Genomic DNA, 23,351 nt, shown 5'->3' on the forward strand with positions numbered 1-23,351 from the left:
AGCGCCCGAAAGGGCGACCCAGGCTCAAGGTCGGTGCGCCGGCCAGCCGGCTCCTGCAACCTCATTTTTCTGTCCGCTGCCAGCCCTGCTATGCGGCGGATTTGTTGCGTCACTGCATTGTCATCTTTCTGTCATACAGGATCGCTAGGGTGTGCGCATGAATGATCTGGCCAACTCCACCATGACTACGACTTCTCCCCCCAAGCGCATTGACTTCAATACGCCTGAGCTGCAACGCAAGCGCCGCATCCGCGCGCTCAAAGACCGTCTGACCCGCTGGTACGTCCTTGTTGGCGGCCTGGCCGTACTGGGCGCGATCACCCTGATCTTCTTCTTCCTCGCTTACGTCGTTGCGCCGCTGTTCCAGGGCGCCGAGCTGACCGCCAAGGACCCGCTGACGCCCGCCTGGATGCAGGACGCCGGCAAGCCGCTGATGTTCTCCCTGGAAGAGCAGAATCAGGTGGCCATGCGCGTCTCCGACAAGGGCCAGGCACTGTTCTTCGACATCGACAGCGGCGCCGAGCTGCGCAAGGTCGACCTGCCGATCCCTGCAGGCGCCAGCGTCACCGCCATCGGCAAGGACCAGCCCGGCAACCCGCTGGTGGTGGTCGGTCTGTCCAACGGCCAGGCCCTGGTGTTCCGTCACACCTACAAGGTCAGCTACCCGGACGGCAAGAAGACCATCTCGCCGGCCATCGAGTACCCCTACGGCGACACCCCGATCACCCTCAACGAGCAGGGTGGCGCGCTGGAGCACGTCAATCTCAACGCCACCGATTCGTCGCTGATCATCGCCGGTTCCACCGGTGCGCAGTTGCATGTGCTGAAGCTGACCCGCGAAGAGAACATGATGACCGGCGAGGTCACCAGCGAGCAGAACCGCATCGAGCTGCCGCAGATGACCGAGGCGGTCAAGGCCATGTACATCGATCCGCGCCAGCAATGGCTGTATGTGATCAATGGCCGGGCCCAGGCCGACGTGTTCAGCCTGCGCGACAAGAGCCTCAACGGTCGCTACAAACTGCTGGAAGACGCCAGCGCTGAAGTCACCGCCAGCACCCAGCTGGTGGGCGGCATCTCGCTGATCATCGGTACTTCCAAGGGCGGCCTGGCCCAATGGTTCATGGCCCGCGACCCGGACGGCGAGCTGCGCCTGAAGCAGATCCGCACCTTCCAGATGGGCACCGCGCCGATCGTGGAAATCACCGCCGAAGAGCGCCGCAAGGGCTTCGTCGCCCTGGACGCCGCCGGCAAGCTCGGGGTGTTCCACAGCACCGCCCATCGCACCCTGCTGGTGGACCAGGTGGTGGACGGCCAGGGCCTGTTCGGCCTGTCGCCACGGGCCAACCGGGTGATCGTCGAGGCCGGCGGCAAGTTGCAACCGCTGCTGCTCGACAACCCGCACCCGGAAGTGTCCTGGAGCGCGCTGTGGAGCAAGGTCTGGTACGAGAACTACGACGAGCCTAAGTACGTCTGGCAATCCACCGCGGCCAACACCGATTTCGAACCCAAGCTGAGCCTCTCGCCGCTGACCTTCGGCACCCTGAAGGCGGCGTTCTACGCCATGCTGCTGGCGGCGCCATTGGCGGTGGCGGCGGCGATCTACACCGCCTACTTCATGGCCCCGGGCATGCGCCGCAAGGTCAAGCCGGTGATCGAGCTGATGGAAGCGATGCCGACGGTGATCCTCGGCTTCTTCGCCGGGCTGTTCCTCGCGCCTTATGTCGAGGGCCACTTACCGGGCATCTTCAGCCTGCTGCTCCTGCTGCCGATCGGCATCCTGGTGGCCGGTTTCGCCTGGAGCCGCCTGCCGGAGTCGCTGCGCCTGAAAGTGCCGGACGGCTGGGAAAGCGCGATCCTGATCCCGGTGATCATCTTCGTCGGCTTCCTCTCGCTGTACATGAGCCCGTTCATGGAGAACTGGTTCTTCGGCGGCGACATGCGCATGTGGATCTCCCATGACTTAGGCATCACCTACGACCAGCGCAACGCCCTGGTGGTCGGCCTGGCCATGGGTTTTGCGGTAATCCCGAACATCTACTCCATCGCCGAAGACGCCGTGTTCAGCGTGCCGCGCGGCCTGACCCTGGGCTCCCTGGCCCTGGGCGCCACGCCGTGGCAGACCATGACGCGGGTGGTGATCCTCACCGCCAGCCCGGGCATCTTCTCGGCACTGATGATCGGCATGGGCCGCGCCGTGGGCGAAACCATGATTGTGCTGATGGCCACCGGCAACACCCCGGTCATGGAAATGAACCTGTTCGAAGGCCTGCGCACCCTGGCCGCCAACGTCGCGGTGGAAATGCCCGAATCGGAAGTCGGCGGCAGCCACTACCGCGTGCTGTTCCTCTCGGCGCTGGTGCTGCTGCTGTTCACCTTCGTCATGAACACCCTCGCCGAGCTGATCCGTCAGCGTCTGCGCAAGAAATACTCGTCGCTTTAAGAAAGGTAGAAGTCTGTGAAACAGAACTCCCTAAAAGACTGGTTCAAGAGCGGCGCCCCGGGCGTCTGGATCAGCGGTGGCGCGGTGTCCATCGCGGTCATCATGACCATCGGTTTGCTGGCGGTGATCGCCGTGCGCGGCCTCGGCCACTTCTGGCCGGCCGACCTGGTGCACGCCAGCTATGACGTGCCGGGCCAGGCCAACCACCTGGTCATCGGTGAAGTGGTGCAGAAGGAAGAAGTGCCCCGGGCGCGCCTGAAGAGTGCCGGCCTGCCGGTGCCCGACCAGGGCCCGGAGTTCATGACCCGCGAGCTGATCAAGGTCGGCAACCGTGACCTGAACGGCAACGACTTCACCTGGATCGTCGGCGAGTGGCTGACCAACCAGAGCTACCCCAAGGAGCTGATGGCCATCGAGCGCCGTGAGTGGGGCAACTTCTACGGCTACCTGGTCAACGTCAAGGAAAGCGGCAAGGTGATCGCCGAAGGCGAAGCCGCCTGGCCCGAGCTGCAAGCGCGGATCAACCGCGTGAACCAGCTGGCGGCCCAGCTCAAGACCCTGGAAAAATCCGACATCGGTGCCATCAACGCCGGTCTGGAACGTATCCGCCTGCACGGTCGCAAGCTGGAACTGGACGGCAAGATGAGCCCCGCCGCCCAGGCCGACATGGACGCCGAGCGCGCCGAGCTCAATGCCCGTTACCAGGAGATCGAGGCACGCCTGAGCGACCTGCACGCCCAGTTCAACCGCGACAGCCTGACCGCTCGCGATGCCAACGGTAAGGAAATCGAGATCGGCCTGGGCAAGGTGGTGCACGCCTACCAGCCGAACGCCATGGGCACGTTCACCAAGATCGGCTTCTACTTCAGCAAGGTCTGGGAATTCCTCAGCGACGACCCCCGTGAAGCCAACACTGAAGGCGGCATCTTCCCGGCGATTTTCGGCACCGTGATGATGACCCTGATCATGGCCATGATCGTCACCCCGTTCGGCGTGCTGGCGGCGGTCTACCTGCGCGAATACGCCAAGCAGAACGCCCTGACCCGGGTGATCCGCATCGCGGTGAACAACCTGGCGGGGGTTCCGGCCATCGTCTACGGGGTGTTCGGCCTGGGCTTCTTCGTCTACGTGCTGGGCGGTTCCGTGGACCGCCTGTTCTTCCCCGAAGCCCTGCCGGCGCCGACCTTCGGCACCCCGGGCCTGCTCTGGGCCTCGCTGACCCTGGCGCTGCTGGCGGTGCCGGTGGTGATCGTGGCCACCGAGGAAGGCCTGGCGCGGATTCCCCGCACCGTGCGTGAAGGCTCCCTGGCCCTGGGCGCGACCAAGGCCGAGACGCTGTGGAAGATCGTCCTGCCGATGGCCAGCCCGGCGATGATGACCGGCATGATCCTCGCGGTGGCCCGCGCCGCCGGTGAAGTGGCGCCGCTGATGCTGGTGGGCGTGGTGAAACTGGCACCGTCGCTGCCGCTGGACGGCAACTACCCGTACCTGCACCTGGACCAGAAGATCATGCACCTGGGCTTCCACATCTACGACGTCGGCTTCCAGAGCCCCAACGTCGAGGCCGCGCGGCCGCTGGTGTACGCCACCGCGCTGCTGCTGGTGCTGGTGATCGCCACCCTGAACCTGTCGGCGGTGTGGATCCGTAACCACCTGCGCGAGAAGTACAAGGCGCTGGACAGCTAAGAAGAACAGTGGCAAGCGGCAAGCCTCTAGCGGCAAACCGCTTGCGTGTAACTTGAAGCTCGTAGCCTGCAACTTGCGGCTACCAGCGTAGCGAGCCCAAAGCGGCAAGCCGCGATCAGCAGCTTGCGCACAACTTGAAGCTTGTAGCTTGCAACTTGCAGCTACGAACGGAGTGAGCCCATGCAACACGAAACTCATACCCATGGCATCAACATGTCCGCCCTGGGCCGCGACAAGCAGAGCCTGAGCCTGGAACAGGAAACCGTGGCCATCGAAGTGCCCGGCCTGAGCCTGTTCTACGGCGAGAAACAAGCGCTGTTCGACGTCAGCATGAACATCCCCAAGCAGCGCGTGACCGCCTTCATCGGCCCGTCCGGTTGCGGCAAGTCGACCCTGCTGCGCACCTTCAACCGCATGAACGACCTGGTGGACGGCTGCCGCGTAGAGGGTGCCATCAACCTCTACGGCAACAACATCTACCGCAAGGGCGAAGACGTGGCCGAGCTGCGTCGTCGGGTCGGCATGGTGTTCCAGAAGCCCAACCCGTTCCCCAAGACCATCTACGAAAACGTGGTCTACGGCCTGCGTATCCAGGGCATCAATAAGAAGCGCGTGCTCGACGAAGCCGTGGAGTGGGCGCTCAAGGGTGCGGCGCTGTGGGATGAGGTCAAGGACCGCCTGCACGACTCGGCTCTGGGCCTGTCCGGCGGTCAGCAACAGCGTCTGGTGATTGCCCGGACCATCGCCGTGGAACCGGAAGTGCTGCTGCTGGACGAACCCTGCTCGGCCCTGGACCCGATCTCGACCCTGAAAGTCGAAGAGCTGATCTACGAGCTGAAATCCAAGTTCACCATCGTCATCGTGACCCACAACATGCAGCAGGCGGCGCGGGTGTCCGACTACACCGCGTTCATGTACATGGGCAAGCTGGTGGAATTCGGCGATACCGACACCCTGTTCACCAACCCGGCGAAGAAGCAGACCGAAGACTACATCACCGGGCGTTACGGCTAGAAAGCAGCTGCAAGCCGCAGGCTTCAAGCGGCAAGACAGCGGCGGTATCCGGATCAATATTTAACTGCTTGAAGCTTGCGGCTTGAAGCTTGCAACTTTCGCGGAGCGAACACGATGATTTCGAAGGAAGGCCTTACTCACCATATCTCCCAGCAGTTCAATGCCGAGCTGGAAGAGGTGCGCAGCCACCTGCTGGCCATGGGCGGGCTGGTGGAGAAACAAGTCAATGACGCGGTCACCGCGCTGATCGAAGCCGACTCCGGGTTGGCCCAGCAGGTGCGCGAGATCGACGATCAGATCAACCAGATGGAACGCAATATCGACGAGGAATGCCTGCGCATTCTCGCCCGTCGCCAGCCGGCGGCTTCCGACTTGCGGTTGATCATCAGCATCTCCAAGTCGGTGATCGACCTGGAGCGCATCGGCGACGAAGCCACCAAGATCGCCCGCCGGGCCATCCAGCTGTGCGAAGAGGGCGAGGCCCCGCGCGGCTACGTGGAAGTGCGGCACATCGGCGACCAGGTGCGCAACATGGTGCGCGACGCCCTCGACGCGTTTGCCCGCTTCGATGCCGACCTGGCACTTTCCGTGGCCCAGTACGACAAGATCATCGATCGCGAGTACAAGACCGCGTTGCGCGAGCTGGCCACCTACATGATGGAAGACCCGCGCTCTATCTCGCGGGTTCTGAGCATTATCTGGGTGCTGCGCTCGCTGGAGCGGATCGGCGATCACGCGCGCAACATTTCCGAGCTGGTGATTTACCTGGTGCGCGGCACCGATGTGCGCCATCTGGGACTCAAGCGCATGAAGGAAGAAGTTGAAGGCACAAGTGGCGAATCCGCTAATGTTCCGGATCAAGCTGACGATAAGTAAGAGTGCCCTAGAAGAGCGCCCGGCCCTTTGGCCGGGCGTTTTTGTTTGGGCGCCTCAAAATTGAAAAGCAGCACCCGCGAACGAAAAGTCCCGGCGTGACTGAAGAGTTTTGGCAAAGTGCCATCAGCCAGCGTTATGCTTGCCGGGATTTTTAAAGGGGTGGTCGATGAGTAAGGTAAGTGTGTTGGTGGTGGATGACGCTTCGTTCATTCGTGACCTGGTGAAGAAGTGCCTGCGCAACTACTTCCCTGGCATCAAGATCGAAGACGCGATCAACGGCAAGAAGGCCCAGGCGATGCTCGCCCGCGAAGCCTTCGACCTGGTCCTGTGCGATTGGGAAATGCCGGAAATGTCCGGCCTTGAGCTGCTGACCTGGTGCCGTGAGCAAGAGTCCATGAAGTCCATGCCGTTCGTCATGGTCACCAGCCGGGGCGACAAGGAAAACGTGGTGCAGGCGATCCAGGCCGGGGTTTCCGGTTATGTGAGCAAGCCTTTCACCAACGAACAGCTGCTGACCAAGGTCAAGCAGGCGCTGAACAAGGTCGGCAAGCTCGACACCTTGATGAACAGCGCGCCGACCAAGATGAACTCGGCCTTCGGCAATGACTCCCTGAGCGCCCTGACCGGTGGCAAGCCGGCGGCGGTGGGGGCGGCTTCCGCTCCGGTCAATCCGTTCGCCAAACCAGCGGCCGCAGCGCCGGCCACCGCCGCGGCACCGGCACGCGGCTTGCTCAATAGCCCTCCGGTCAAGGCCCCGACGCCCGCGGCAGCGGCCAGTGGCGGTCGTGGCCAGGGTCAACTGCGGTTGTCCAGCGGCAACCAGCCGTGCGTGATCAAGGCCCTGAGCATCAAGGAAGCGTTGCTGGTGGTGAAGCGCACCGACAGCCTGCCGCAGGTGCTGGAAAGCGCGGTGCTGGACCTGGAGCAGGGCGACAACGCCGAAGTGGCGCGGCTCAATGGCTACCTGCATGCGGTGGTGGCGTTGGAGCCCAAGCCGGACAGCGAGTGGCTGCAGCTGACCTTCCGTTTCGTCGACCAGGACGCACAAAAGCTCGACTACATCTCGCGCCTGATCGCCCGCGGCACCGCGCAGAAGCATTTCGTTCCCGGCGCCTGATCCTCCCAGTCCGCTTTGTCGGAGCTGGCTTGCTGTAGGAGCTGGCTTGCCAGCGAAAGCGTCCGCAAGAGCAACACAAGGCTTGTGGGCCTCTTCGCCGGCAAGCCGGCTCCTCCGAGGATCGAGGCTGCGGAAACCTGCGGAAAACACTTTTCCCGTTGCGGATTTTTGCCTTGCGCTGAGGCGGCCTGCCGCGCCATCCCGCTATCGAGCGAACCACTCGCAACCTAGGCCGTAACCCTCAAGCCACAAGGCCCTCGCCGTACCCCTCGGTACTTTCTGCCGTACGTCCGATTGATCTTTTTGCTCTTGATTTATATCTGTTTGGATATAGATTGCACAGAGCGCTCCGTGTCTTTCAGCGCTTGCGGCCATGCCTTGAAACAACCCGGCGCGGCCGGTCCTGGCCATGTTGATTAGCCTTGTTCCTGGTCATTAACAGGAGAGGTTCGATGCCCAGGCACAAGGATGTGGTGTTTGTCGGGAGCGCGCTGCGGGATCTCAGGGCGTTCCCTGAAGATGCCCGGCGGGCCGCCGGTTTCCAGCTGGATCTGCTGCAGCAGGGTGAACAGCCCTACGATTGCAGGTCGGTGAAAACCATTGGCCCGGGCGTTTTCGAGATCAGGATCCATGAGGATTCAGGGGCGTTTCGGGTGTTCTATGTGGTCAGGCGGCCCGCGGCCATCTATGTGCTGCACGCGGTGCGCAAGACCACCCGCAAGACCGAAGCGCGGGATATCGAACTGGCTCGCGCCAGATATCAGGAAGCAGGTTCACGCCATGACTGATTCACCGGTTACTCAGCGGTTCACCAGTGTCTGGGATGCCCTTGAGGCCACTCCCCAGGAAGCCGCCAACATGCGCCTGCGGGCCAAGCTGATGCTCGAACTGGGCAAGACCGTGCAAGCCTGGGGCCTCTCGCAGAAGGAGGCCGCCAAGCGTCTCAATATCACCCAGCCACGGCTCAACGACGTGCTCAGCGGCAAGATCAACAAGTTCTCCCTCGATGCCCTGGTCAACCTCTCGGAGGCGGCCCATCTGGGGGTGGATCTGCGCTTCGATGGGCCAGGCCTGGAACCCCTGGTGCCGGCCTGATTCACACAAGCTGCATATCCGGCTGTTAGCGTGGCTGCATCACCTGCCAAGAAGCTGCCCAATGTTTGTGCGCCTGCTGCTGTTGTGCGGACTGTCCCTGCTGGCCACGTCGCTGGCGGCGATGACCGTCTACAAATCCGTCGACGCCGATGGCGTGGTGTCCTACAGCGACCGGCCTTCGCCGGGAGCCCAGGCGTTCGTGTTTCACGACCGTATGGAAGAGCACCTGGAGCGTCAGGTGCGCCTGGATATCCACAAGCAAAAGGGCGTGGATGCGCTGTATGTACGCAATGACCTGTATGCGCCGGTGGAGATCGAGCTGGGCTTTGCCGCCCTGCGCAACGTCAAGGGTGCACCCGGGCGCCCCATCCGTCAGGTGCTGCCGGCCCGCAGCAGGCAGCGTCTGGCGCTGCTCACGGCGATTAACGCCGATCAGCCCCTGAGTTATGTGCCCCGGTTCCGTTACTCCCTGGGCGACCCGGCAGAGGCCACCCAGGCCTACCGCTACCCGTTGCCCTGGCGTGGCGGGCCGTTTCGCCTGACCCAGGGGGCCAATGGCCAATACAGCCATTTCGGGCCCAGGAGCCGCTACGCGATGGACATCGCCATGCCGGTGGGTACACCGATCATTGCCGCCCGTGGCGGGGTGGTGGTCAAGACCGAGAATGCCCAGAACGGGCGGGGCGACAACCCGGCGGGCAACTTCGTCCGGGTACTGCACGATGACGGCACCATGGGCGTGTACCTGCACCTCAAGCAAGGTTCGGTCAGCGTGCGGGAAGGGCAGCGGGTGGCGGTGGGCAGCCCGCTGGGGTTGTCGGGCAACACCGGCAACAGCAGCGGGCCGCACCTGCATTTCGTGGTGCAGCGCAATACCGGGCTGGGGCTGGTGTCGATTCCCTATCAGTTCAACCAGCCGCTGGGGGATCTGCCGAATTTTGCCCTGGGCAAAAAATGATCTTTGCCTGCAGGAGCCGGCTTGCCGGCGAACGGCCCGAACGGCCCGTCAATCCAGCATCAGCACCTTGGCCAGGATGATCTTCGGTCCTTTCATCTTCTTGATGATGATGCGCAGGCCTTCGACTTCCAGCACTTCTTCCTCTTCCGGCACCCGTTTCAGGGTTTCGTAGACCAGGCCGGCGAGGGTTTCGGCTTCGATATGGTCCAGGTCGATGCCCAGCAGGCGCTCGACCTTGAACAGCGGCGTGTCACCGCGCACCAGCAGCTTGCCCGGCTGGTAGGCGAGGATGCCGCGCTCGGTCTTGCGGTGTTCGTCCTGGATGTCGCCCACCAGCACTTCCAGCACGTCTTCCATGGTCAGGTAGCCAATGACCTTGCCGTCGGCTTCTTCCACCAGGGCGAAGTGCGAGCCGCCCTTGCGGAACTGTTCCAGCAGTTGCGACAGCGGCATGTGCCGCGACACGCGCTCCAGCGGGCGGGTCAGCTCGGCCAGGTTGAACGACTCGGGAATGTGGTCCAGGGCCGCCAGTTCCAGCAGCAGGTCCTTGATGTGCAGCAGGCCGACGAACTCGTTGCGCTCGCTGTCGTAGACCGGGTAGCGGCTGAACTTGTGACGACGGAACAGGGCGAGGATTTCCTTGAGCGGCGCGTTGAACTCGACGCTGATCAGGTCTTCCCGGGAGTTGGCCCAGTCCACCACTTCCAGTTCGCCCATTTCCACCGCCGAGGCCAGTACGCGCATGCCCTGGTCGCTGGGGTCCTGGCCGCGGCTGGAGTGCAGGATCAGCTTGAGCTCTTCACGGCTGTAGTGGTGCTCGTGGTGCGGGCCGGGCTCGCCCTGGCCGGCGATGCGCAGGATGGTGTTGGCGCTGGCGTTGAGCAGGTAGATGGCCGGGTACATCAGCCAGTAGAACAGGTACAGCGGCACCGCGGTCCACAGCGACAGCAGCTCCGGCTTGCGGATCGCCCAGGATTTGGGCGCCAGCTCGCCGACCACGATGTGCAGGTAGGAAATGATGAAGAACGCGGTGAAGAACGACACGCCGCGGATCACTTCCGGGGAGTTCACGCCCACCGCGCCCAGCAGCGGCTCCAGCAGGTGGGCGAACGCCGGCTCACCAACCCAGCCCAGGCCCAGGGAGGCCAGGGTGATGCCCAGCTGGCAGGCCGAGAGGTAGGCATCGAGCTGGCTGTGCACGGTACGCAGGATCTGTCCGCGCCAGCCGTTCTTGTGGGCGATGGCTTCGACCCGGGTCGAGCGCAGCTTGACCATGGCGAACTCCGCCGCAACGAAAAAACCGTTGAGCAGGACCAGGATCAGAGCAAAAAGAATCATGCCGAAGTCGGCGAACAGAGACGCGAGGGTAAAACCAGGGGACGGGTCCATGATGGAGTTTTGCGGGTTCCGTGTATTCGAAAAAGAAGGAAAGGCGGTGCCTGAAAGGCAGGCACAAGTGACGCAATGTAGCGGCTGACAGGGCGATTGCCTAGGGGCACGCCACGGTCAGCGCTGTTCGGTCAGGCCGGCGGCGGTGGTTTTTTTCACCTGGGCCGGGGCGAAATGGCAGGTAAAGGTGCTGCCGTGGCCCAGCACGCTGCTGATTTCCAGGCGCGCGCGGTGGCGCAGCAGCACGTGCTTGACGATGGCCAGGCCCAGGCCGGTGCCGCCGGTGTTGGAGTTGCGGCTTGAATCCACCCGGTAGAAACGCTCGGTGAGGCGCGGCAGGTGCTTGTTGTCGATGCCGATCCCCGAATCCTGCACGCTCAGGTGCGCGCCCTGGTCGTCGCCCCACCAGCGGATGCGGATGTTGCCTTCGGCCGGGGTGTATTTCACCGCGTTGAACACCAGGTTGGAGAAGGCGCTGCGCAGTTCCGCCTCGCTACCCTTGAGTTGCACCGAGGCATCGGCTTCCAGGCTGATGCGCTGGTTGCGCTCCCCGGACAGCGCCTGGGCGTCGCTCTTGATCGATTGCAGCAGCACGTCGATGGGCACCGGCTGGTTGTCCGACGGGTAGTCGGTGGCCTCCAGCTTGGCCAGCAACAGCAGGTCGTTGAGCAGGGTCTGCATGCGCCCGCCTTGCTGCTGCATCTGCTGCAGGGCGCGGTTCCAGCGCGGGTTCACTTCCTCGACGTTGTCCAGCAGGGTTTCCAGGTAGCCGCAGATCACCGTCAACGGCGTGCGCAGCTCATGGGAGACGTTGGCGATGAAGTCCTTGCGCATCTGTTCCAGCTGGTGGATGCGGGTCACGTCGCGCACCAGCATCAGGTGCTCGTTGTTGCCGTAGCGGGTGATGTACAGCTGGATGCGCACCCGGTCGTTGGCCGGGGAAGGGATCTCCAGCGGCTCGGCGTAGTTGTCCTGCTCGAAGTACTCCTTGAAGCGCGGATGACGCACCAGGTTGGTCACCGGCTGGCCGCTGTCCTGGGGTGTCTTGAGCCCCAGCAGGGTTTCGGCGGCGCGGTTCCACCACTCCAGGTTGCCGTCGCTGTCGAGCATGATCACCGCGTCTTTCAGGGCCGCGGTGGACTCCTGGACCCGGTCGATCACCGCTTGCAGGCGCCCGCGTACCCGCTGATCGCGGCGTTGCAGGTGATAGATGCTGTCGAACACTTCGCCCCACAGGCCATAGCCATCGGGCGGCGCTTCGTCGGGTTGATGCAGGCGCAGCCATTCATGCAGGCGCAGCAGCTGCTTGAGGGTCCAGGCCAGGTAGAGGCCCAGGCCGGCGGCCAGGCTCCAGCCGTAGTAGCCGCTGATCAGGCCCACCAGCAAACAGCCGGTGATCAACAGCAACAAGTGGCGAATCAGGGTGCCATGCCAGTTTTGATTCACTTTGGGGAGCAGCTCCATGCTGTACGCCGCAAGCTGCAAGTTCAGAGGCCGTCGGTGATCAACGTGCCGCTTGTGGCTTGGAGCTTGCCGCTGTGGTTAGGCCTTGGTGGAAAAACGATAGCCGGTGCCGCGCACGGTTTGTACCAGATTCTCGTAGGCGTCACCCAGGGCTTTGCGCAGCCGGCGGATGTGCACGTCCACGGTGCGTTCTTCGACGTACACGTTGCCGCCCCAGACCTGATCCAGCAGCTGGCCGCGGGTGTAGGCGCGCTCCTGGTGGGTCATGAAGAACTGCAGCAGGCGGTATTCGGTGGGGCCCATCTCCGCCGGTTTGCCGTCGATGGTCACCCGGTGGCTGATGGGGTCCAGCAGCAGGCCGCCGACTTCGATCGGCGCCTCGCCATCGGTGGGGCCGGCGCGGCGCAGCACGGCCTTGAGGCGGGCCACCAGCTCGCGGGGGGAGAACGGCTTGGTGATGTAGTCGTCGGCGCCGACTTCCAGGCCCTGGATCTTGTTGTCCTCTTCGCCCTTGGCGGTGAGCATGATGATCGGGATGTCCCCGGTCAGTTCGTCGCGCTTGAGGCGCCGCGCCAGCTCGATGCCGGAGGTGCCGGGGAGCATCCAGTCCAGCAGGATCAGGTCCGGCTTGCGGTCGACGATGATGGCATGGGCTTGCTGGGAGTTCTCTGCCTCCATGCAGTCATAGCCGGCCATTTCCAACGCGACGGCGATCATTTCGCGAATCGGCGCTTCGTCGTCAACGATCAGAATGCTTCTGCCAACCATGCTGGAACCTCTTGTCATTTAACTGTCTTGCGCCGCATTAGATAACGGAATTATTGCAGTCGTGTGACAGTATTTCAGGTGGCGCAACGCACTTCAGCTTCCTCGACTAAGCTTTGAGTCCGATTCCTGACAACCACAAAAGAAGGTTTCCATGACTCTGTTCAAGCAATCGTTGAAAGTCCTGCTGGTGGGCGCGGTCCTGGCCCTGCCGACATTCGCCCTGGCCGCCGACCCGGCGATGAGCAAGGACGGCGTGCTGGTGGATCACAAGGGCATGACCCTCTACACCTTTGCCAAGGATGCCGGTGGCAAGTCCATGTGCAACGACAAATGCGCCGCCAACTGGCCGCCGCTGATGGCCGAGGGCAGTGACAAGGCCATGGGCAAGTGGACGGTGATCAAGCGCGACGACGGCAAGATGCAATGGGCCTATGACGGCAAGCCGCTGTATGGCTTCGTGATGGACAAGAAGGCCGGTGACATGACCGGCGAAGGCAAGATGGACGGCGCCTGGAAGGTCGCCAAGTCCGACTGACCCTGCCTGACAGCGGCTACACCTGTAGCCGCTGCTGAGCCTGCGAAGCTGCGAAAAGGCCCGCAGGGCCTTGCTTGACGCTCTAGCGCAACGCGTAATCCAGCACCACGCCGATAAAGATCGCCATGCCCGCCCAGTGGTTGTGCAGGAAGGCCTTGAAGCATTTCATCCGGTCGCGATCCCGGGTGTACCAGAACTCCCAGGCAAAACATCCCGCCGCCACCGCCAGCCCCAGATGGAACCAGCCCCCCAGGTTAAAGCGTGCCCCGGCCAGCAGCAGGCAGCCCAGGGACAGGCCCTGCAGGGTGAGAATGATCACCCGGTCGGCATCGCCGAACAGGATCGCCGTGGACTTGACCCCGATCTTCAGGTCGTCGTCGCGGTCGGTCATGGCGTAGTAGGTGTCGTAGCCCACGGTCCACAGCAGGTTGGCGATGTACAGCAGCCAGGCAGTGGCCGGCAATTCGCCGTTCTGCGCGGTGAAGGTCATCAGGATGCCCCAGGAATACGCCGCGCCCAGCACCACCTGCGGGTAATAGGTGTAGCGCTTCATGAAGGGGTAGCAGGCGGCCAGGGCCAGGGCACCGAACGACAGCCAGACCGTGGTGGCGTTGGTGCACAGCACCAGCAGGAAGGCCGCGCCCATGAGGATGGCGAACAGCGCCAGGGCTTCCTTGGCGCTGACCTTGCCGGTGGCCAGGGGCCGCTGGTCGGTGCGCTTGACCTGGCCGTCGACCTTGCGGTCGGCGAAATCGTTGATGGCGCAGCCGCCGGCGCGGGTCAGCACCACGCCGAAGGTGAAGATCAGCACATGGCTCAGGGACGGCTGGCCCTCGGCGGCGATCCACAGCGCCACCAGGGTCGGCCACAGCAGCAGGTAGATGCCGATGGGCTTGTCCATGCGCGCCAGTTGCAGGAAGTCCCAGGCCCGCGGGTGCAGGCGATTGAGGGATTTGAGCAGGCTCAGGTACATCAGCAGGCCTCCGGTCGGGCGTCTATGGCGGTCCACAGGCTGGGCAGGAAGACTTCCGCCACCAGCAGGCTCAGGGGCCCGCGATCGAAGCGTGAGCGCCGGCCCCACAGGCCGCTGTTGGCAACGGCGGCGGGCAGCCAGTCTTGAGGATAGCGGCAGACTTCAATCGGCTGGCGGGTGAAGGCCTGGTCGCAGAACAGCAACTCGCCCAGCGAGCGGCTGCCCAGTTCGTCGATATTCAGGCCGCCTTCGAGCAGGGCACTGCGGGCGGCCACGCTGCGGGCGAAGACCCAGGCTTCGCCGTGGCCCCGCAGGTACACCTCGCGGACCCAGCCTTCGCTCTGTGCGGGCAGGCCCAGGGCCGCGCATTCGTCGTGGCGCAGGGTCTGCCACTCTTCCACCAGCGGCGTGACGCTGAAGCCGTTTTGCGAAAGTCGGGTCAGGCGCCGGGTCAGCGATCCTTCGTCGAACAGCCAGTTCGCAACAGGTGCGCCAGGGAACGGGGACAAACGGCTTTGCACCAGCCAGGTCGGGGCCGGAGCGGGGGGCATTGAGTGCGGCACAGTGGGTCAGTATTGGCAGCAAATGAGGCGGCGAGCTTAGCATGACGACCGGCGATTTTGATTGATCCAGGACGTCCGGCGACACGAACCTGCTTGCATCTGCCGGTAGTGATCAGTAAAAAACCCCAGTGCCGAACGCTGATCAGCGTGGCCTTTAGAGTCGATTCATCGACCGAGCCTGAACTCCCGAGGAAATGCAGCAATGAAAAAGTGGCAATGTGTGGTCTGCGGCCTGATTTATAACGAAGCGGAAGGTTGGCCGGATGACGGCATTTTGCCGGGGACCCGTTGGGAAGATGTGCCCGAAGACTGGCTCTGCCCGGATTGCGGCGTGGGCAAGGCGGATTTCGAAATGATCGAGATCGCTTGATCGACTCTTTTTAGCCTGAACAACCCATAACAAGGATTAGGACATGAGCGCACCGGTGGTGATCGTGGGTACGGGCCTGGCGGGTTACAACCTGGCCCGGGAATTTCGCAAGCTCGACGGTGAAACGCCGTTGCTGCTGATCACCGCCGATGACGGCCGTTCCTATTCCAAGCCGATGCTTTCGACCGGCTTCGGCAAGAACAAGGATGCCGACGGCCTGAGCATGGCCGAGCCCGGCGCCATGGCCGAGCAGCTCAAGGCCGAGGTTCGCACCCACACGCGCATCAGCGGCATCGACCCGGGCCACAAACGCTTGTGGATCGGTGAAGAGGCGGTGGCCTATCGCGACCTGATCCTGGCCTGGGGCGCGGAAACCGTGCGCGTGCCGGTGCAGGGCGACGCCTCTGAGCTGATTTTTCCCATCAACGACCTGGAAGACTACGCCCGCTTTCGCGCTGCGGCGGCCGGCAAGCGCCGGGTGCTATTGCTGGGCGCCGGGCTGATCGGCTGCGAATTCGCCAACGACCTGATCCTCGGCGGCTACAGCGTGGACCTGGTGGCGCCTTGCGAGCAGGTGATGCCGACCCTGCTGCACCCGGCCGCCGCGGCGGCGGTGCAGGCCGGGCTGGAAAGCCTGGGCGCGCGCTTCCACCTGGGCCCTGTACTCAACCGCCTGCAACGCGGCGATGACGGCCTGGAGGCCCATCTGTCCGATGGCCAGGTGATCGCCTGCGACCTGGTGGTTTCGGCCATTGGCCTGCGCCCGCGCATCGATCTGGCCGCGGCGGCCGGGCTGGTGGTCAATCGCGGCGTGGTGGTGGACCGCGAGCTGAAAACCTCCCACGCCAACATCTACGCCCTGGGCGATTGCGCCGAGGTCGATGGCCTCAACCTGCTATACGTGATGCCGCTGATGAGCTGCGCCCGGGCCCTGGCGCAGACCCTGGCCGGCAAGCCGACGGCAGTCAGCTACGGGCCGATGCCGATCACCGTGAAGACCCCGGTCTGCCCGCTGGTGGTGTCGCCGCCGCCACGGGGCGCCGAAGGTGTCTGGAGCGTCGAAGGGCAGGGCGCCGACATCAAGGTCCTGTGCCGTGACGCCAGCGGCCGCTTGCTGGGCTACGCCCTGACCGGGGCGGCGGTGATGGAAAAACTGGCCCTGAACAAGGAACTCCCGGCCCTGCTGGCTTAAATACCGGTCGTTCTGTCGGAATAACCGGGATTTTGCCCCTACAAAGGTCGCGCCAAGACTGGCGCCACTTTCAAGCGCGTGCCATCCTCACACCCGTCTGCCGCAGCGTAGAGCCTGCGGCGCCTTGGGCGCTGTTCCCGTGAACAGCACGGACATAACAACAAAAAACCGTCAAAGAGGCTTCACACTATGCGTAAACCAGAACTCGCCGCAGCCATTGCCGAGAAAGCGGACCTGACCAAAGAGCAGGCCAATCGCGTGCTCAACGCCATCCTTGAGGAAATCACCGGGGCTCTGCACCGTAAAGACAGCGTCACCCTGGTCGGTTTTGGTACGTTCCTGCAACGCCACCGTGGCGCCCGTACCGGCAAGAACCCGCAAACCGGCGAGCCGGTAAAGATCAAGGCCAGCAACACCGTGGCATTCAAGCCGGGCAAGTCGCTGAAAGACAGCGTCAACCCATAAGCATTGCGCGGGCTCCCACAGCGGGAGCGCGCAGGGGAAAATAGGCACGCCGAGCGCATCGGGTGCCTATTTTTTTTGCCTGTCGATTGCCCGTGCATCCGCTTGCGAAGCGGCAATGGCGTGGCTAGGATGCGCGCTTGTTTGAATTGTGATCTAAGGCCAAGGATGACCCGCCCCACTGACAGATCCGTTTCATGGACAGTGTTGTTGCGCTGCCTGGGAAGCCCCGGTCCAGCGACCCTGATACTGGGCTGCCTGCTCGCCCTTGGCCTGTCATCGGCCTCTGCCGGTAACGGCTCGCAACTGGGGCAGATCGGTTATCGCGAAGCGCTCAGCTGGTTCCACAGCCAGCAATACGACAGCTCCGGCGCCTGGCTGTGCGGCTATTCCCTGGCCCGCGAGGACTACAGCGTGGCGCCCAAGGCTCCGCGTCTGCTGGTGGAAGTGGACCAGCGTTTTCTCTACCTCAAGTCCGCCGGCCAACTGGTGGAACTGACCGGCGCCGCCCAGGGCCCCGAGCGCAGCGAGTACCAGAACGCCAGCGCCCACATCCGCGTCACCCTGAACATCCTCAAGCGCAACAACTTCAGCGAGTACCAGGAGTCGCACGACCGCCAGGTACTGGCGCGCATCGAGATCAACGACCAGGTCGAAACCCTCACCCTCAAGGGGCAATCATGCGGTACTTGAACTCCCTGGGCCTGAGCCTGCTGCTCGCAGGCGTCAGCCTGCCGGCCCTGGCCGATGAGGCCAACCCGGGCCAGGGCTGCTATGGCCACCTCACCGAACTGGTGCGCAGCAGCGATTTTCCCTACCGCGACTTCACCACCCCGGAGCACCTCAAGCTGTTGATCGACCGTGATGATGGTGACCAGTTGAGCCTGCAGTTGTTCTACGAAACCTCCGGCAGCGGAATCATCGGCTGGGTCCGTTACGACGTGCCGCAGCAGGCACTGTGGAATGTCAGCATCGACCCGCAAGAGCCCCAGGCGCTCAAGTTCGACCCGCGTTTTGCCCGGGCCTATGCGTCCTGCCTGGAGTCGCGCTAGGCCTTGGCCAGCCGCCACTGGCGCAGTGCAGAGTTGCCGAGTGGTTCCTTGATTGTTGCCAGTCATTGCTTGAAAATTCGCCGTCATCCGAATCACCCTTTCAGCATGGAACGCGAATCTCTTGTCCTCCTACCGCATTCAAGAAGCCGATCTCGATATTCCTGACGCCTGGCAGGACCAGAGCATCAACATCTTCAAGCTGCCGGCCGTGGGCGGCGCCCAGGAAGCCAGCTTCGTCATCAGCCGCGACCCGAGCCAGGGCGAGGCCTCATTCGCCGATTACGTGGCCCAGCAACTGAGCAGCGCCGAGCAGCAACTGCCGGGTTTCACCCTGATCAAGCGCTGGGACTTCGACATGCACGGCCACGCCTCGGTCCTGCTGGACTACAGCTGGCAACGCGAAGGCCGCGAGCTGATGCTGCGCCAGGTGTTCATCGAGCGTAAGCCGGCAGTGCTGATCACCACCCTGACCACCACGCGGCAAGACTTGGTGCACCACGAGCCGGCCTGGAAACAGGCCATGCAGAGCCTCAAGCCTCAGCCTTCGCGGGCCTGATCCCTTCGCTGAGTAGCGCACCATGGATATGTTGGCAGCAGCGCGCCTGGGCGATGAAATCGCCCACGGTTTTGGCGTGGCGGCGATGGTGGCGGGAGCCGTTGTCGGCGCCCTGATCGGCGCCGCGGTGGTGGCGGCGACCGTGGCCACCGGTGGTGTGGCGATCGCCATCATCGCCGGTTCGGTCGCCGCCGGCGGCCTGTCGATGTTCCAGATCGCCAAGGGCCTGAGCACGATCTTCAACCTGCCCGAACCCGGCACGGGGGTGCTGGTGGAGGGCAGCTTCAATGTCCGCATCAACCTGCGCAACGCCATGCGCGCGGGCCAGGATCACTCGTCCTCGTGCAGCGGCCTGCCGCTGAACCACCCGATCTGGCCGTTCCCGGTACTGATCGCCGAGGGCAGCGCCAAGGTCACCATCAACGGCAAGCCGGCGGCGCGCCTGCAAAGCAAGATGGTCTGCGGCGCCCACATCAAGACCGGCAGCGAAAACACCTTCATTGGCGGGCCCACGGTGCAGGTGGCGTTCGTCCTGGATATCGAAGGCTGGATGCACACCGGGTTGGAGGCGCTGGGGCTGGCGGCGCTCGGCGCCGGGCTGGTAGTGGCGGCCATGGCGGGCGTAGCGGCATTGGCCGGTGCCCTGGCAGTGGGCGCCGCGGTGTATGGCGGCATGGCCCTGCTGGGGGACCTGGGCGACCGCCTGGGGCCGGGTTATCGCGATCTGCTGCAAGGGGTGGCCGGCATGGCCCTGCTGGGCCTGGGGCCGAAGCTGGCGGCGCGCAAACCGGCGACCGCGGTGCCCGAGCTGACCTCGCGGCGTGCCTACCTGAATCAGAAGTTCGGCCGCTCCGGCGACATGCACGGCGACATCAACTACCGTGGCAACCGTGAAGTGGCGGCGAACTTCTTCGAGTCCCAGGGCTATTCCAAGGTCGATGCACAGTCCTACATGAACGGCCTGGATTTCAATCATCCGGTGCGCGTGGAGACCCTGGCCCCCGGCAAGAACCTGTGGCAATACCAGTCCCCCGGAGCGCCCCAGGGCAACTGGTATACTCTCAGCCCGCGGGTACAGCCGACCGAGCTGGGGATCAACCCCATGGGCACCAACCGCGCCGCCAACACCATTGAACCCAAGGTTCTCAACTCCTATGGAACAACGCGCAAGGTGCAGGTCCTGCGCAGCACGGCTGCGCCGACCAACGACTTCTGGTCGGTCAAGGGGCAGTCCTATCCCGCCAAGGGCGGGGCGCAGCAGTTGTTCTCCAATGACAAAGGCGCCTTCGGCGCGCTTCCTTCCGGTGGACCATGAAACCAATCGACTACATTGATCACGCACTGGCGCTGGTGGCCAAGCGGGCCCTGGTCCTGCCGGGTTACGAAGTCTTCGACAGCCTGCAAAAACAGCTGCAGTACGTTCGCGCGGTGCTGCTGGACCGCAGCCTGGACCGCTCCGGGCTACACCAGATCAGCATTGGCGCCATTGCCGTGAAGGAGTTCGACGAAACCGACCCGGAGCTGGCCCGGGCGTTGAAAGACGCATATTACGTGGCGGTACAGACCGGGCGTGGCTTGAAGGTCGACCTGCCCTGAGGCACGTCTTTGGTTATCCGTGATGCCGCCGGAGGGCGCCATGCTGTTCAAGGATCTGTCGGTCAATCGCGAGGAGATGTTCTCGATGGGCATCGAAGCACTCAGCGGCCAGTACTACGTTTCCTTCCCGGTCAGCCTCGGCGTGGTCGACTACGAGGAGTTCTACGCCATCGATCGCGCGACCTTCGAGCGGTTCGAACAGGACCTGCAAGCCGCGCTGGCATTTGTCACCCGCGCCAGACGGCGCGAGCTGGATCAGCTGCTGATCATCCAGCCGGGCAAGAATCGCGGCTCGGCGATCTGATCCATCCTCTGGGAGTCCTCAAGAAGCCTGATCTCGTTGAGATCGAGCCGCTGGTCGCTGGGGCGCCAGACCATCCCACATCAGAGAAATTGCCCCGGTAGCCACATGCAACGTTATGCCAGGCCCCGCGCCAGTATCTGAGTGAGGTCAAAACCTTAACTGAGGTGTTTGTAAGTGACTGAGCAAGAATTGCAGGCCTATGTGGAAAAGGCGGATGCCGACACAGTACGTGTTCGGGTCATGGACGCCTCGCTGGACGCGGCCCTGGTGGCCCTGGGGTTTGGCGCAACGATCGAACCGGGGGTGTATGCCCTGGACGTAGCGGACGACGGGCGCAAGGCGCAGCTCTTCGATGCCCTGCGCACGCTCGGCGTGGCCTTCGCCGATGGCAAGGAGTGGTGCCCGGCCGAGGTTTTTGAATACCTGCGCGACATGAACCTGCTCAGCGGCACCTTCACCCGGGTTTCCTGGCGCGAGCCCGGACGCTATCACCTGGTCGAGGTCTGATCGTCCGCCTCGAAGGACCACCCTTGTTCAGTGGCGGTCTTACACGGGACCGAGATGAAATTCATCGATCTGTCGGTCAATCGCGAGGAGATGTTCTCCATGGGCATCGAAGCACTCAGCGGCCAGCACTACGTCTCCTTCCCGGTCAGCCTCGGCGTGGTCGACTACGAGGAGTTCTACGCCATCGATCGCGCGACCTTCGAGCGGTTCGAACAGGACCTGCCCGCCGCGCTGGCATTGGTCACCCGCGCCAGACGGTTGCTGATCATCCAGCCGGGCAGTCATCGCGGCTCGGCGATCTGATCCAGCCTCCTTCAGGCCTCAGGCATTGTTCCGATAAGGCACGAAACGCCGTTCGGCGCTGTACAGCCCCAGTCCCTTGTCACCCTTGAAGCCAGTGTCGATCAAGCGGTCGGCCAGGGTTGCGCTGATCAACAAGTCGCCGGACTCCGGCTCCCGGGCGATCTGGCCCATGCCCGGGGCGCTTTCGAGAAACCAGGTCTTGTTGAAGTAGAGCAGGGTGCCGTCTTCGTCGCGCTCCGCTTCGGAACGCGCGTGGTCGATGGCCTTCACGGCCTGGATGGCGTTGACGATGTAGTACGGCTGGCTGATCTCCTGATGCTCGGCCACCAGGCGCAAGGGCTGGATCAGCTCGACATCGGCCGGCGCCTGCTGGCGGAGAAAGTCCGCCAGGCGCGCCGACACCAGGGGAATGCCCCCCAGCAGCCACAGGCAATCATGCTCCAGCAGCTTTTTCGCCTTGCACTGGAAAAACACCGGCGGCGTATCCATCGCTTTTGGATACGGCTGCCCGGCGAGCAGGGCCAGGTAGTCGAAACTGGAGCCCGGGGTTTGATAGGCACCGCTCTCGACGTCGTAGGAGCCGATCAGCTTCGGGTTGTATTGGATCGGAGGTTTCCAGCTCAAGATCATCATCTGTTCCTACTGGTAATAGACTCCCGGCCAGCCTTGAACCCTGTCAGCTGCCGCGCTGCCAATGCAGGTGCTCACCGATCATGACCGTCGACAGGCTCTGATCCGGGTCATAGCCGAGGTCATAGTCGAGCTGCTTGAACCAACTGGTGGCGAAGGTCGAGGCCCTGGCGACACGCCCGGCTTGCAACTGGTCGACGCGGACGTACCAGTTGTTGGGTGGCGTGACGGACAGGTAGTGGTTCAGGTTGTCGGCGCTAAAGGTCCAGCACAGGGACAGCAGGCGCGACTCCGCCGGTCGTGCTTCATAAATGTGCGCGTTGACGATCAGGGCCTTGCCATCGAACAGATGGCGATAGCGGACGTTTTCACCGTAGGTGGTCACGTCCTTGTCAAAGCGGCTGATGCTCAGGATCAGTTGTCCGTCGGCATCGAAACCATAGGCCTGCAGATTCTTCGATTCACGGCTGGCCTTGCTCAGCGACGCCAGGGGTTGTCCCTCCCTGCTGACGCTGGGTATCAAGCGTTCAAAGGGGATGAGCTCCAGGGTCGGGCCTAGGGAATACTCCCAGCGGATCACGGCTTGCCTGATCGCCTGATAGTGCTGGTGAACTTGCGGCTCATAACGCTTGAACAGCTTGCCGAGGGTGTTGCGCCGGCTTTCAAGCTCCGGGTTGTGCATGACATTCATTGGGTTATTTCCCTCAGCTGCCACAGGCAATCGTGCTCCAGCAGCTCTTTCGCCGTGCACTGAAAAAACCGCGACTTTGGCGCGGTTCTATAAGGGGCTGCAGGCCGTGCTGGCGCTCGTCAGCCGCGCCAGAAAGCGCGGTCCGGCGATCTGCCCCGGCACTCCGGCAATTGCTCAGTTCAGCGCCGTCAGGAGTTGCTTGTTGAACGACTCTTTCAGTTCCTGGTTGTTGGTGTAGCCCAGGGTCTGCTCGCTCAGAATCTTCGCCAGCGTTGCGTCGTCCGGTTGGATTGCGTTGGTTTTCAAGGCGATAACAATCAGCGGGACCGGATAGGCGTAATACTTTGGCCTCTCGATGACATCGCTCACCAGTGCGGGGCTGACATTGAGGAGGTTGTACAGGATAGGCAGGTGAACATCCTGGAGCCGGCGCAGCATCACCTGGCAGGTATTTTCAATGCCTTGTTCGGTCACGGGCAGCAGTGGACAGCCGTCTTTTTCGCTGACCGTCGACATGCAGTAGACCAGTTTCGGATTGGCCAGGTTGGATGGGTAGGGCGGGCTTATCCGCTCGATCTCCGCCTGCAGGGCCGGGTGTTCGACGAAGATGATGATTTCGTAGGCGCGGGTGTTGGCCAGGTACTCGAAATGCAAGGTCGCCACGGCGCCCGACTCTTTATGGGCAATCACCACTTTGTTCCGGGTGACTTTGACTCCGGGATAAGCCGAGAGCTCGCTCTTCAAGAAAAGCTGGAGTGCCTTTTCGAAGTTGCTGCGCAATTCCTTGGTGTCTGCTTTCATTTCTCG

General features: G+C 63.2%; 28 protein-coding genes. 20 read left to right on the plus strand and 8 right to left on the minus strand.

All coding sequences use genetic code 11. From position 1 onward, the window contains the following. The first annotated feature begins 157 nt into the window (after nucleotides 1–157). From GGI48_RS15565 to GGI48_RS15600, 8 genes are all read left to right on the plus strand, one after another. Nucleotides 158–2,443 carry an ABC transporter permease subunit gene (locus tag GGI48_RS15565; protein ID WP_179599071.1) on the plus strand — a complete coding sequence of 762 codons (2,286 nt, stop codon included), beginning with the start codon at nucleotides 158–160 and terminating at the stop codon, nucleotides 2,441–2,443. Nucleotides 2,444–2,458: 15 nt separating this feature from the next. Continuing rightward, a complete protein-coding gene (pstA, locus tag GGI48_RS15570) occupies nucleotides 2,459–4,129 on the plus strand; it encodes a phosphate ABC transporter permease PstA (protein ID WP_016964960.1) in 1,671 nt (556 codons plus the stop codon). A gap of 180 nt (nucleotides 4,130–4,309) precedes the next feature. After that, nucleotides 4,310–5,143 carry a phosphate ABC transporter ATP-binding protein PstB gene (gene pstB / locus GGI48_RS15575; RefSeq protein ID WP_016964959.1) on the plus strand — a complete coding sequence of 278 codons (834 nt, stop codon included), beginning with the start codon at nucleotides 4,310–4,312 and terminating at the stop codon, nucleotides 5,141–5,143. 114 nt (nucleotides 5,144–5,257) lie between these two features. Continuing rightward, nucleotides 5,258–6,019 carry a phosphate signaling complex protein PhoU gene (gene phoU, locus GGI48_RS15580; RefSeq protein WP_016964958.1) on the plus strand — a complete coding sequence of 254 codons (762 nt, stop codon included), beginning with the start codon at nucleotides 5,258–5,260 and terminating at the stop codon, nucleotides 6,017–6,019. Nucleotides 6,020–6,185: 166 nt separating this feature from the next. After that, entirely contained in the window at nucleotides 6,186–7,136 is a 951-nt protein-coding gene (locus GGI48_RS15585) for a response regulator (protein ID WP_179599073.1), read from the plus strand. Nucleotides 7,137–7,588: 452 nt separating this feature from the next. Next, nucleotides 7,589–7,924: a type II toxin-antitoxin system RelE/ParE family toxin gene (locus GGI48_RS15590; protein WP_047306656.1), complete on the plus strand. Its 336-nt coding sequence runs from the start codon at nucleotides 7,589–7,591 to the stop codon at nucleotides 7,922–7,924. Then, nucleotides 7,917–8,231 (plus strand): helix-turn-helix domain-containing protein, encoded by a 315-nt coding sequence (locus GGI48_RS15595; protein ID WP_016964955.1) that lies wholly within the window; start codon nucleotides 7,917–7,919, stop codon nucleotides 8,229–8,231. Before GGI48_RS15590 ends, GGI48_RS15595 begins: the two co-directional genes overlap by 8 nt. 61 nt (nucleotides 8,232–8,292) lie before the next feature. Next, nucleotides 8,293–9,189 (plus strand): peptidoglycan DD-metalloendopeptidase family protein, encoded by an 897-nt coding sequence (locus tag GGI48_RS15600; protein WP_103740613.1) that lies wholly within the window; start codon nucleotides 8,293–8,295, stop codon nucleotides 9,187–9,189. A 48-nt stretch (nucleotides 9,190–9,237) separates the two neighbouring features. Here the strand turns inward: GGI48_RS15600 and GGI48_RS15605 are convergent, their stop codons facing one another. From GGI48_RS15605 to phoB, 3 genes are all read right to left on the minus strand, one after another. Next, entirely contained in the window at nucleotides 9,238–10,578 is a 1,341-nt protein-coding gene (locus GGI48_RS15605; RefSeq protein ID WP_016964953.1) for a hemolysin family protein, read from the minus strand. A 117-nt stretch (nucleotides 10,579–10,695) separates the two neighbouring features. Beyond that, complete coding sequence (phoR, locus tag GGI48_RS15610; protein WP_409565391.1) at nucleotides 10,696–12,024, minus strand: phosphate regulon sensor histidine kinase PhoR; 1,329 nt, start codon at nucleotides 12,022–12,024, stop codon at nucleotides 10,696–10,698. A gap of 96 nt (nucleotides 12,025–12,120) precedes the next feature. Continuing rightward, nucleotides 12,121–12,810 carry a phosphate regulon transcriptional regulator PhoB gene (gene phoB, locus GGI48_RS15615; RefSeq protein WP_003177195.1) on the minus strand — a complete coding sequence of 230 codons (690 nt, stop codon included), beginning with the start codon at nucleotides 12,808–12,810 and terminating at the stop codon, nucleotides 12,121–12,123. 151 nt (nucleotides 12,811–12,961) lie between these two features. Here phoB and GGI48_RS15620 point away from each other — a divergent pair, with 151 nt between their 5' ends. Then, a complete protein-coding gene (locus GGI48_RS15620) occupies nucleotides 12,962–13,345 on the plus strand; it encodes a hypothetical protein (protein WP_103740612.1) in 384 nt (127 codons plus the stop codon). An 82-nt stretch (nucleotides 13,346–13,427) separates the two neighbouring features. On the opposite strand, the gene ubiA is transcribed toward GGI48_RS15620, so the two are convergent. Further along, a complete protein-coding gene (gene ubiA / locus GGI48_RS15625) occupies nucleotides 13,428–14,318 on the minus strand; it encodes a 4-hydroxybenzoate octaprenyltransferase (RefSeq protein WP_016964950.1) in 891 nt (296 codons plus the stop codon). Next, nucleotides 14,318–14,881 (minus strand): chorismate--pyruvate lyase family protein, encoded by a 564-nt coding sequence (locus tag GGI48_RS15630; RefSeq protein WP_016964949.1) that lies wholly within the window; start codon nucleotides 14,879–14,881, stop codon nucleotides 14,318–14,320. The genes ubiA and GGI48_RS15630 overlap by 1 nt, the downstream gene beginning before the upstream one ends. Nucleotides 14,882–15,083: 202 nt before the next feature. On the opposite strand from GGI48_RS15630, the gene GGI48_RS15635 reads away from it, so the two are divergent. From GGI48_RS15635 to GGI48_RS15685, 11 genes are all read left to right on the plus strand, one after another. Beyond that, nucleotides 15,084–15,251: a rubredoxin gene (locus GGI48_RS15635; protein ID WP_016964948.1), complete on the plus strand. Its 168-nt coding sequence runs from the start codon at nucleotides 15,084–15,086 to the stop codon at nucleotides 15,249–15,251. Nucleotides 15,252–15,294: 43 nt separating this feature from the next. Continuing rightward, nucleotides 15,295–16,443, plus strand: a complete 1,149-nt coding sequence (locus GGI48_RS15640; RefSeq protein WP_016964947.1) for an NAD(P)/FAD-dependent oxidoreductase — start codon at nucleotides 15,295–15,297, stop codon at nucleotides 16,441–16,443. Nucleotides 16,444–16,632: 189 nt separating this feature from the next. After that, nucleotides 16,633–16,908: an HU family DNA-binding protein gene (locus tag GGI48_RS15645; RefSeq protein WP_011064269.1), complete on the plus strand. Its 276-nt coding sequence runs from the start codon at nucleotides 16,633–16,635 to the stop codon at nucleotides 16,906–16,908. 201 nt (nucleotides 16,909–17,109) lie between these two features. Further along, entirely contained in the window at nucleotides 17,110–17,598 is a 489-nt protein-coding gene (locus tag GGI48_RS15650) for a hypothetical protein (RefSeq protein WP_235437050.1), read from the plus strand. Further along, nucleotides 17,586–17,957, plus strand: a complete 372-nt coding sequence (locus GGI48_RS15655) for a hypothetical protein (RefSeq protein WP_179599075.1) — start codon at nucleotides 17,586–17,588, stop codon at nucleotides 17,955–17,957. The genes GGI48_RS15650 and GGI48_RS15655 overlap by 13 nt, the downstream gene beginning before the upstream one ends. 121 nt (nucleotides 17,958–18,078) lie before the next feature. Further along, nucleotides 18,079–18,513 carry a DcrB-related protein gene (locus tag GGI48_RS15660; protein ID WP_016963851.1) on the plus strand — a complete coding sequence of 145 codons (435 nt, stop codon included), beginning with the start codon at nucleotides 18,079–18,081 and terminating at the stop codon, nucleotides 18,511–18,513. Nucleotides 18,514–18,535: 22 nt separating this feature from the next. Continuing rightward, on the plus strand, nucleotides 18,536–19,828 hold the full coding sequence (locus GGI48_RS15665; RefSeq protein WP_047306648.1) for a polymorphic toxin type 46 domain-containing protein: 1,293 nt from the start codon (nucleotides 18,536–18,538) through the stop codon (nucleotides 19,826–19,828). Then, a complete protein-coding gene (locus GGI48_RS15670; protein ID WP_047306647.1) occupies nucleotides 19,825–20,109 on the plus strand; it encodes an immunity protein Tsi6 family protein in 285 nt (94 codons plus the stop codon). The genes GGI48_RS15665 and GGI48_RS15670 overlap by 4 nt, the downstream gene beginning before the upstream one ends. A gap of 40 nt (nucleotides 20,110–20,149) precedes the next feature. Continuing rightward, complete coding sequence (locus GGI48_RS15675; RefSeq protein ID WP_179599076.1) at nucleotides 20,150–20,413, plus strand: hypothetical protein; 264 nt, start codon at nucleotides 20,150–20,152, stop codon at nucleotides 20,411–20,413. Nucleotides 20,414–20,587: 174 nt separating this feature from the next. Continuing rightward, nucleotides 20,588–20,920 carry a hypothetical protein gene (locus GGI48_RS15680; protein WP_042940740.1) on the plus strand — a complete coding sequence of 111 codons (333 nt, stop codon included), beginning with the start codon at nucleotides 20,588–20,590 and terminating at the stop codon, nucleotides 20,918–20,920. A 54-nt stretch (nucleotides 20,921–20,974) separates the two neighbouring features. Beyond that, nucleotides 20,975–21,223 (plus strand): hypothetical protein, encoded by a 249-nt coding sequence (locus tag GGI48_RS15685; RefSeq protein WP_179599078.1) that lies wholly within the window; start codon nucleotides 20,975–20,977, stop codon nucleotides 21,221–21,223. Between the two features lie 18 nt (nucleotides 21,224–21,241). Here the strand turns inward: GGI48_RS15685 and GGI48_RS15690 are convergent, their stop codons facing one another. The 3 genes from GGI48_RS15690 to GGI48_RS15700 form a co-directional block, all read right to left on the minus strand. Further along, nucleotides 21,242–21,847, minus strand: a complete 606-nt coding sequence (locus GGI48_RS15690) for an imm11 family protein (RefSeq protein WP_179599080.1) — start codon at nucleotides 21,845–21,847, stop codon at nucleotides 21,242–21,244. Between the two features lie 52 nt (nucleotides 21,848–21,899). Beyond that, on the minus strand, nucleotides 21,900–22,544 hold the full coding sequence (locus GGI48_RS15695) for a hypothetical protein (protein ID WP_179599082.1): 645 nt from the start codon (nucleotides 22,542–22,544) through the stop codon (nucleotides 21,900–21,902). Between the two features lie 174 nt (nucleotides 22,545–22,718). Continuing rightward, a complete protein-coding gene (locus GGI48_RS15700) occupies nucleotides 22,719–23,345 on the minus strand; it encodes a hypothetical protein (protein ID WP_179599084.1) in 627 nt (208 codons plus the stop codon). Nucleotides 23,346–23,351: the final 6 nt, after the last annotated feature.

Source organism: Pseudomonas protegens, assembly GCF_013407925.2.
Classification (GTDB): domain Bacteria; phylum Pseudomonadota; class Gammaproteobacteria; order Pseudomonadales; family Pseudomonadaceae; genus Aquipseudomonas; species Aquipseudomonas fluorescens_AP.

Coding starts and splice junctions, on each gene's coding strand:
- GGI48_RS15700 (WP_179599084.1), bottom strand. CDS start 23,345: ATGAAAGCAGACACCAAGGAATTGCGCAGCAACTTCGAAAAGGCACTC.
- GGI48_RS15605 (WP_016964953.1), bottom strand. CDS start 10,578: ATGGACCCGTCCCCTGGTTTTACCCTCGCGTCTCTGTTCGCCGACTTC.
- GGI48_RS15685 (WP_179599078.1), top strand. CDS start 20,975: ATGAAATTCATCGATCTGTCGGTCAATCGCGAGGAGATGTTCTCCATG.
- phoB (WP_003177195.1), bottom strand. CDS start 12,810: ATGGTTGGCAGAAGCATTCTGATCGTTGACGACGAAGCGCCGATTCGC.
- GGI48_RS15590 (WP_047306656.1), top strand. CDS start 7,589: ATGCCCAGGCACAAGGATGTGGTGTTTGTCGGGAGCGCGCTGCGGGAT.
- GGI48_RS15675 (WP_179599076.1), top strand. CDS start 20,150: ATGCTGTTCAAGGATCTGTCGGTCAATCGCGAGGAGATGTTCTCGATG.
- GGI48_RS15645 (WP_011064269.1), top strand. CDS start 16,633: ATGCGTAAACCAGAACTCGCCGCAGCCATTGCCGAGAAAGCGGACCTG.
- pstB (WP_016964959.1), top strand. CDS start 4,310: ATGCAACACGAAACTCATACCCATGGCATCAACATGTCCGCCCTGGGC.
- GGI48_RS15635 (WP_016964948.1), top strand. CDS start 15,084: ATGAAAAAGTGGCAATGTGTGGTCTGCGGCCTGATTTATAACGAAGCG.
- GGI48_RS15695 (WP_179599082.1), bottom strand. CDS start 22,544: ATGAATGTCATGCACAACCCGGAGCTTGAAAGCCGGCGCAACACCCTC.
- GGI48_RS15620 (WP_103740612.1), top strand. CDS start 12,962: ATGACTCTGTTCAAGCAATCGTTGAAAGTCCTGCTGGTGGGCGCGGTC.
- GGI48_RS15595 (WP_016964955.1), top strand. CDS start 7,917: ATGACTGATTCACCGGTTACTCAGCGGTTCACCAGTGTCTGGGATGCC.
- GGI48_RS15585 (WP_179599073.1), top strand. CDS start 6,186: ATGAGTAAGGTAAGTGTGTTGGTGGTGGATGACGCTTCGTTCATTCGT.
- ubiA (WP_016964950.1), bottom strand. CDS start 14,318: ATGTACCTGAGCCTGCTCAAATCCCTCAATCGCCTGCACCCGCGGGCC.
- GGI48_RS15600 (WP_103740613.1), top strand. CDS start 8,293: ATGTTTGTGCGCCTGCTGCTGTTGTGCGGACTGTCCCTGCTGGCCACG.
- GGI48_RS15640 (WP_016964947.1), top strand. CDS start 15,295: ATGAGCGCACCGGTGGTGATCGTGGGTACGGGCCTGGCGGGTTACAAC.
- GGI48_RS15565 (WP_179599071.1), top strand. CDS start 158: ATGAATGATCTGGCCAACTCCACCATGACTACGACTTCTCCCCCCAAG.
- GGI48_RS15655 (WP_179599075.1), top strand. CDS start 17,586: ATGCGGTACTTGAACTCCCTGGGCCTGAGCCTGCTGCTCGCAGGCGTC.
- GGI48_RS15665 (WP_047306648.1), top strand. CDS start 18,536: ATGGATATGTTGGCAGCAGCGCGCCTGGGCGATGAAATCGCCCACGGT.
- phoU (WP_016964958.1), top strand. CDS start 5,258: ATGATTTCGAAGGAAGGCCTTACTCACCATATCTCCCAGCAGTTCAAT.
- GGI48_RS15670 (WP_047306647.1), top strand. CDS start 19,825: ATGAAACCAATCGACTACATTGATCACGCACTGGCGCTGGTGGCCAAG.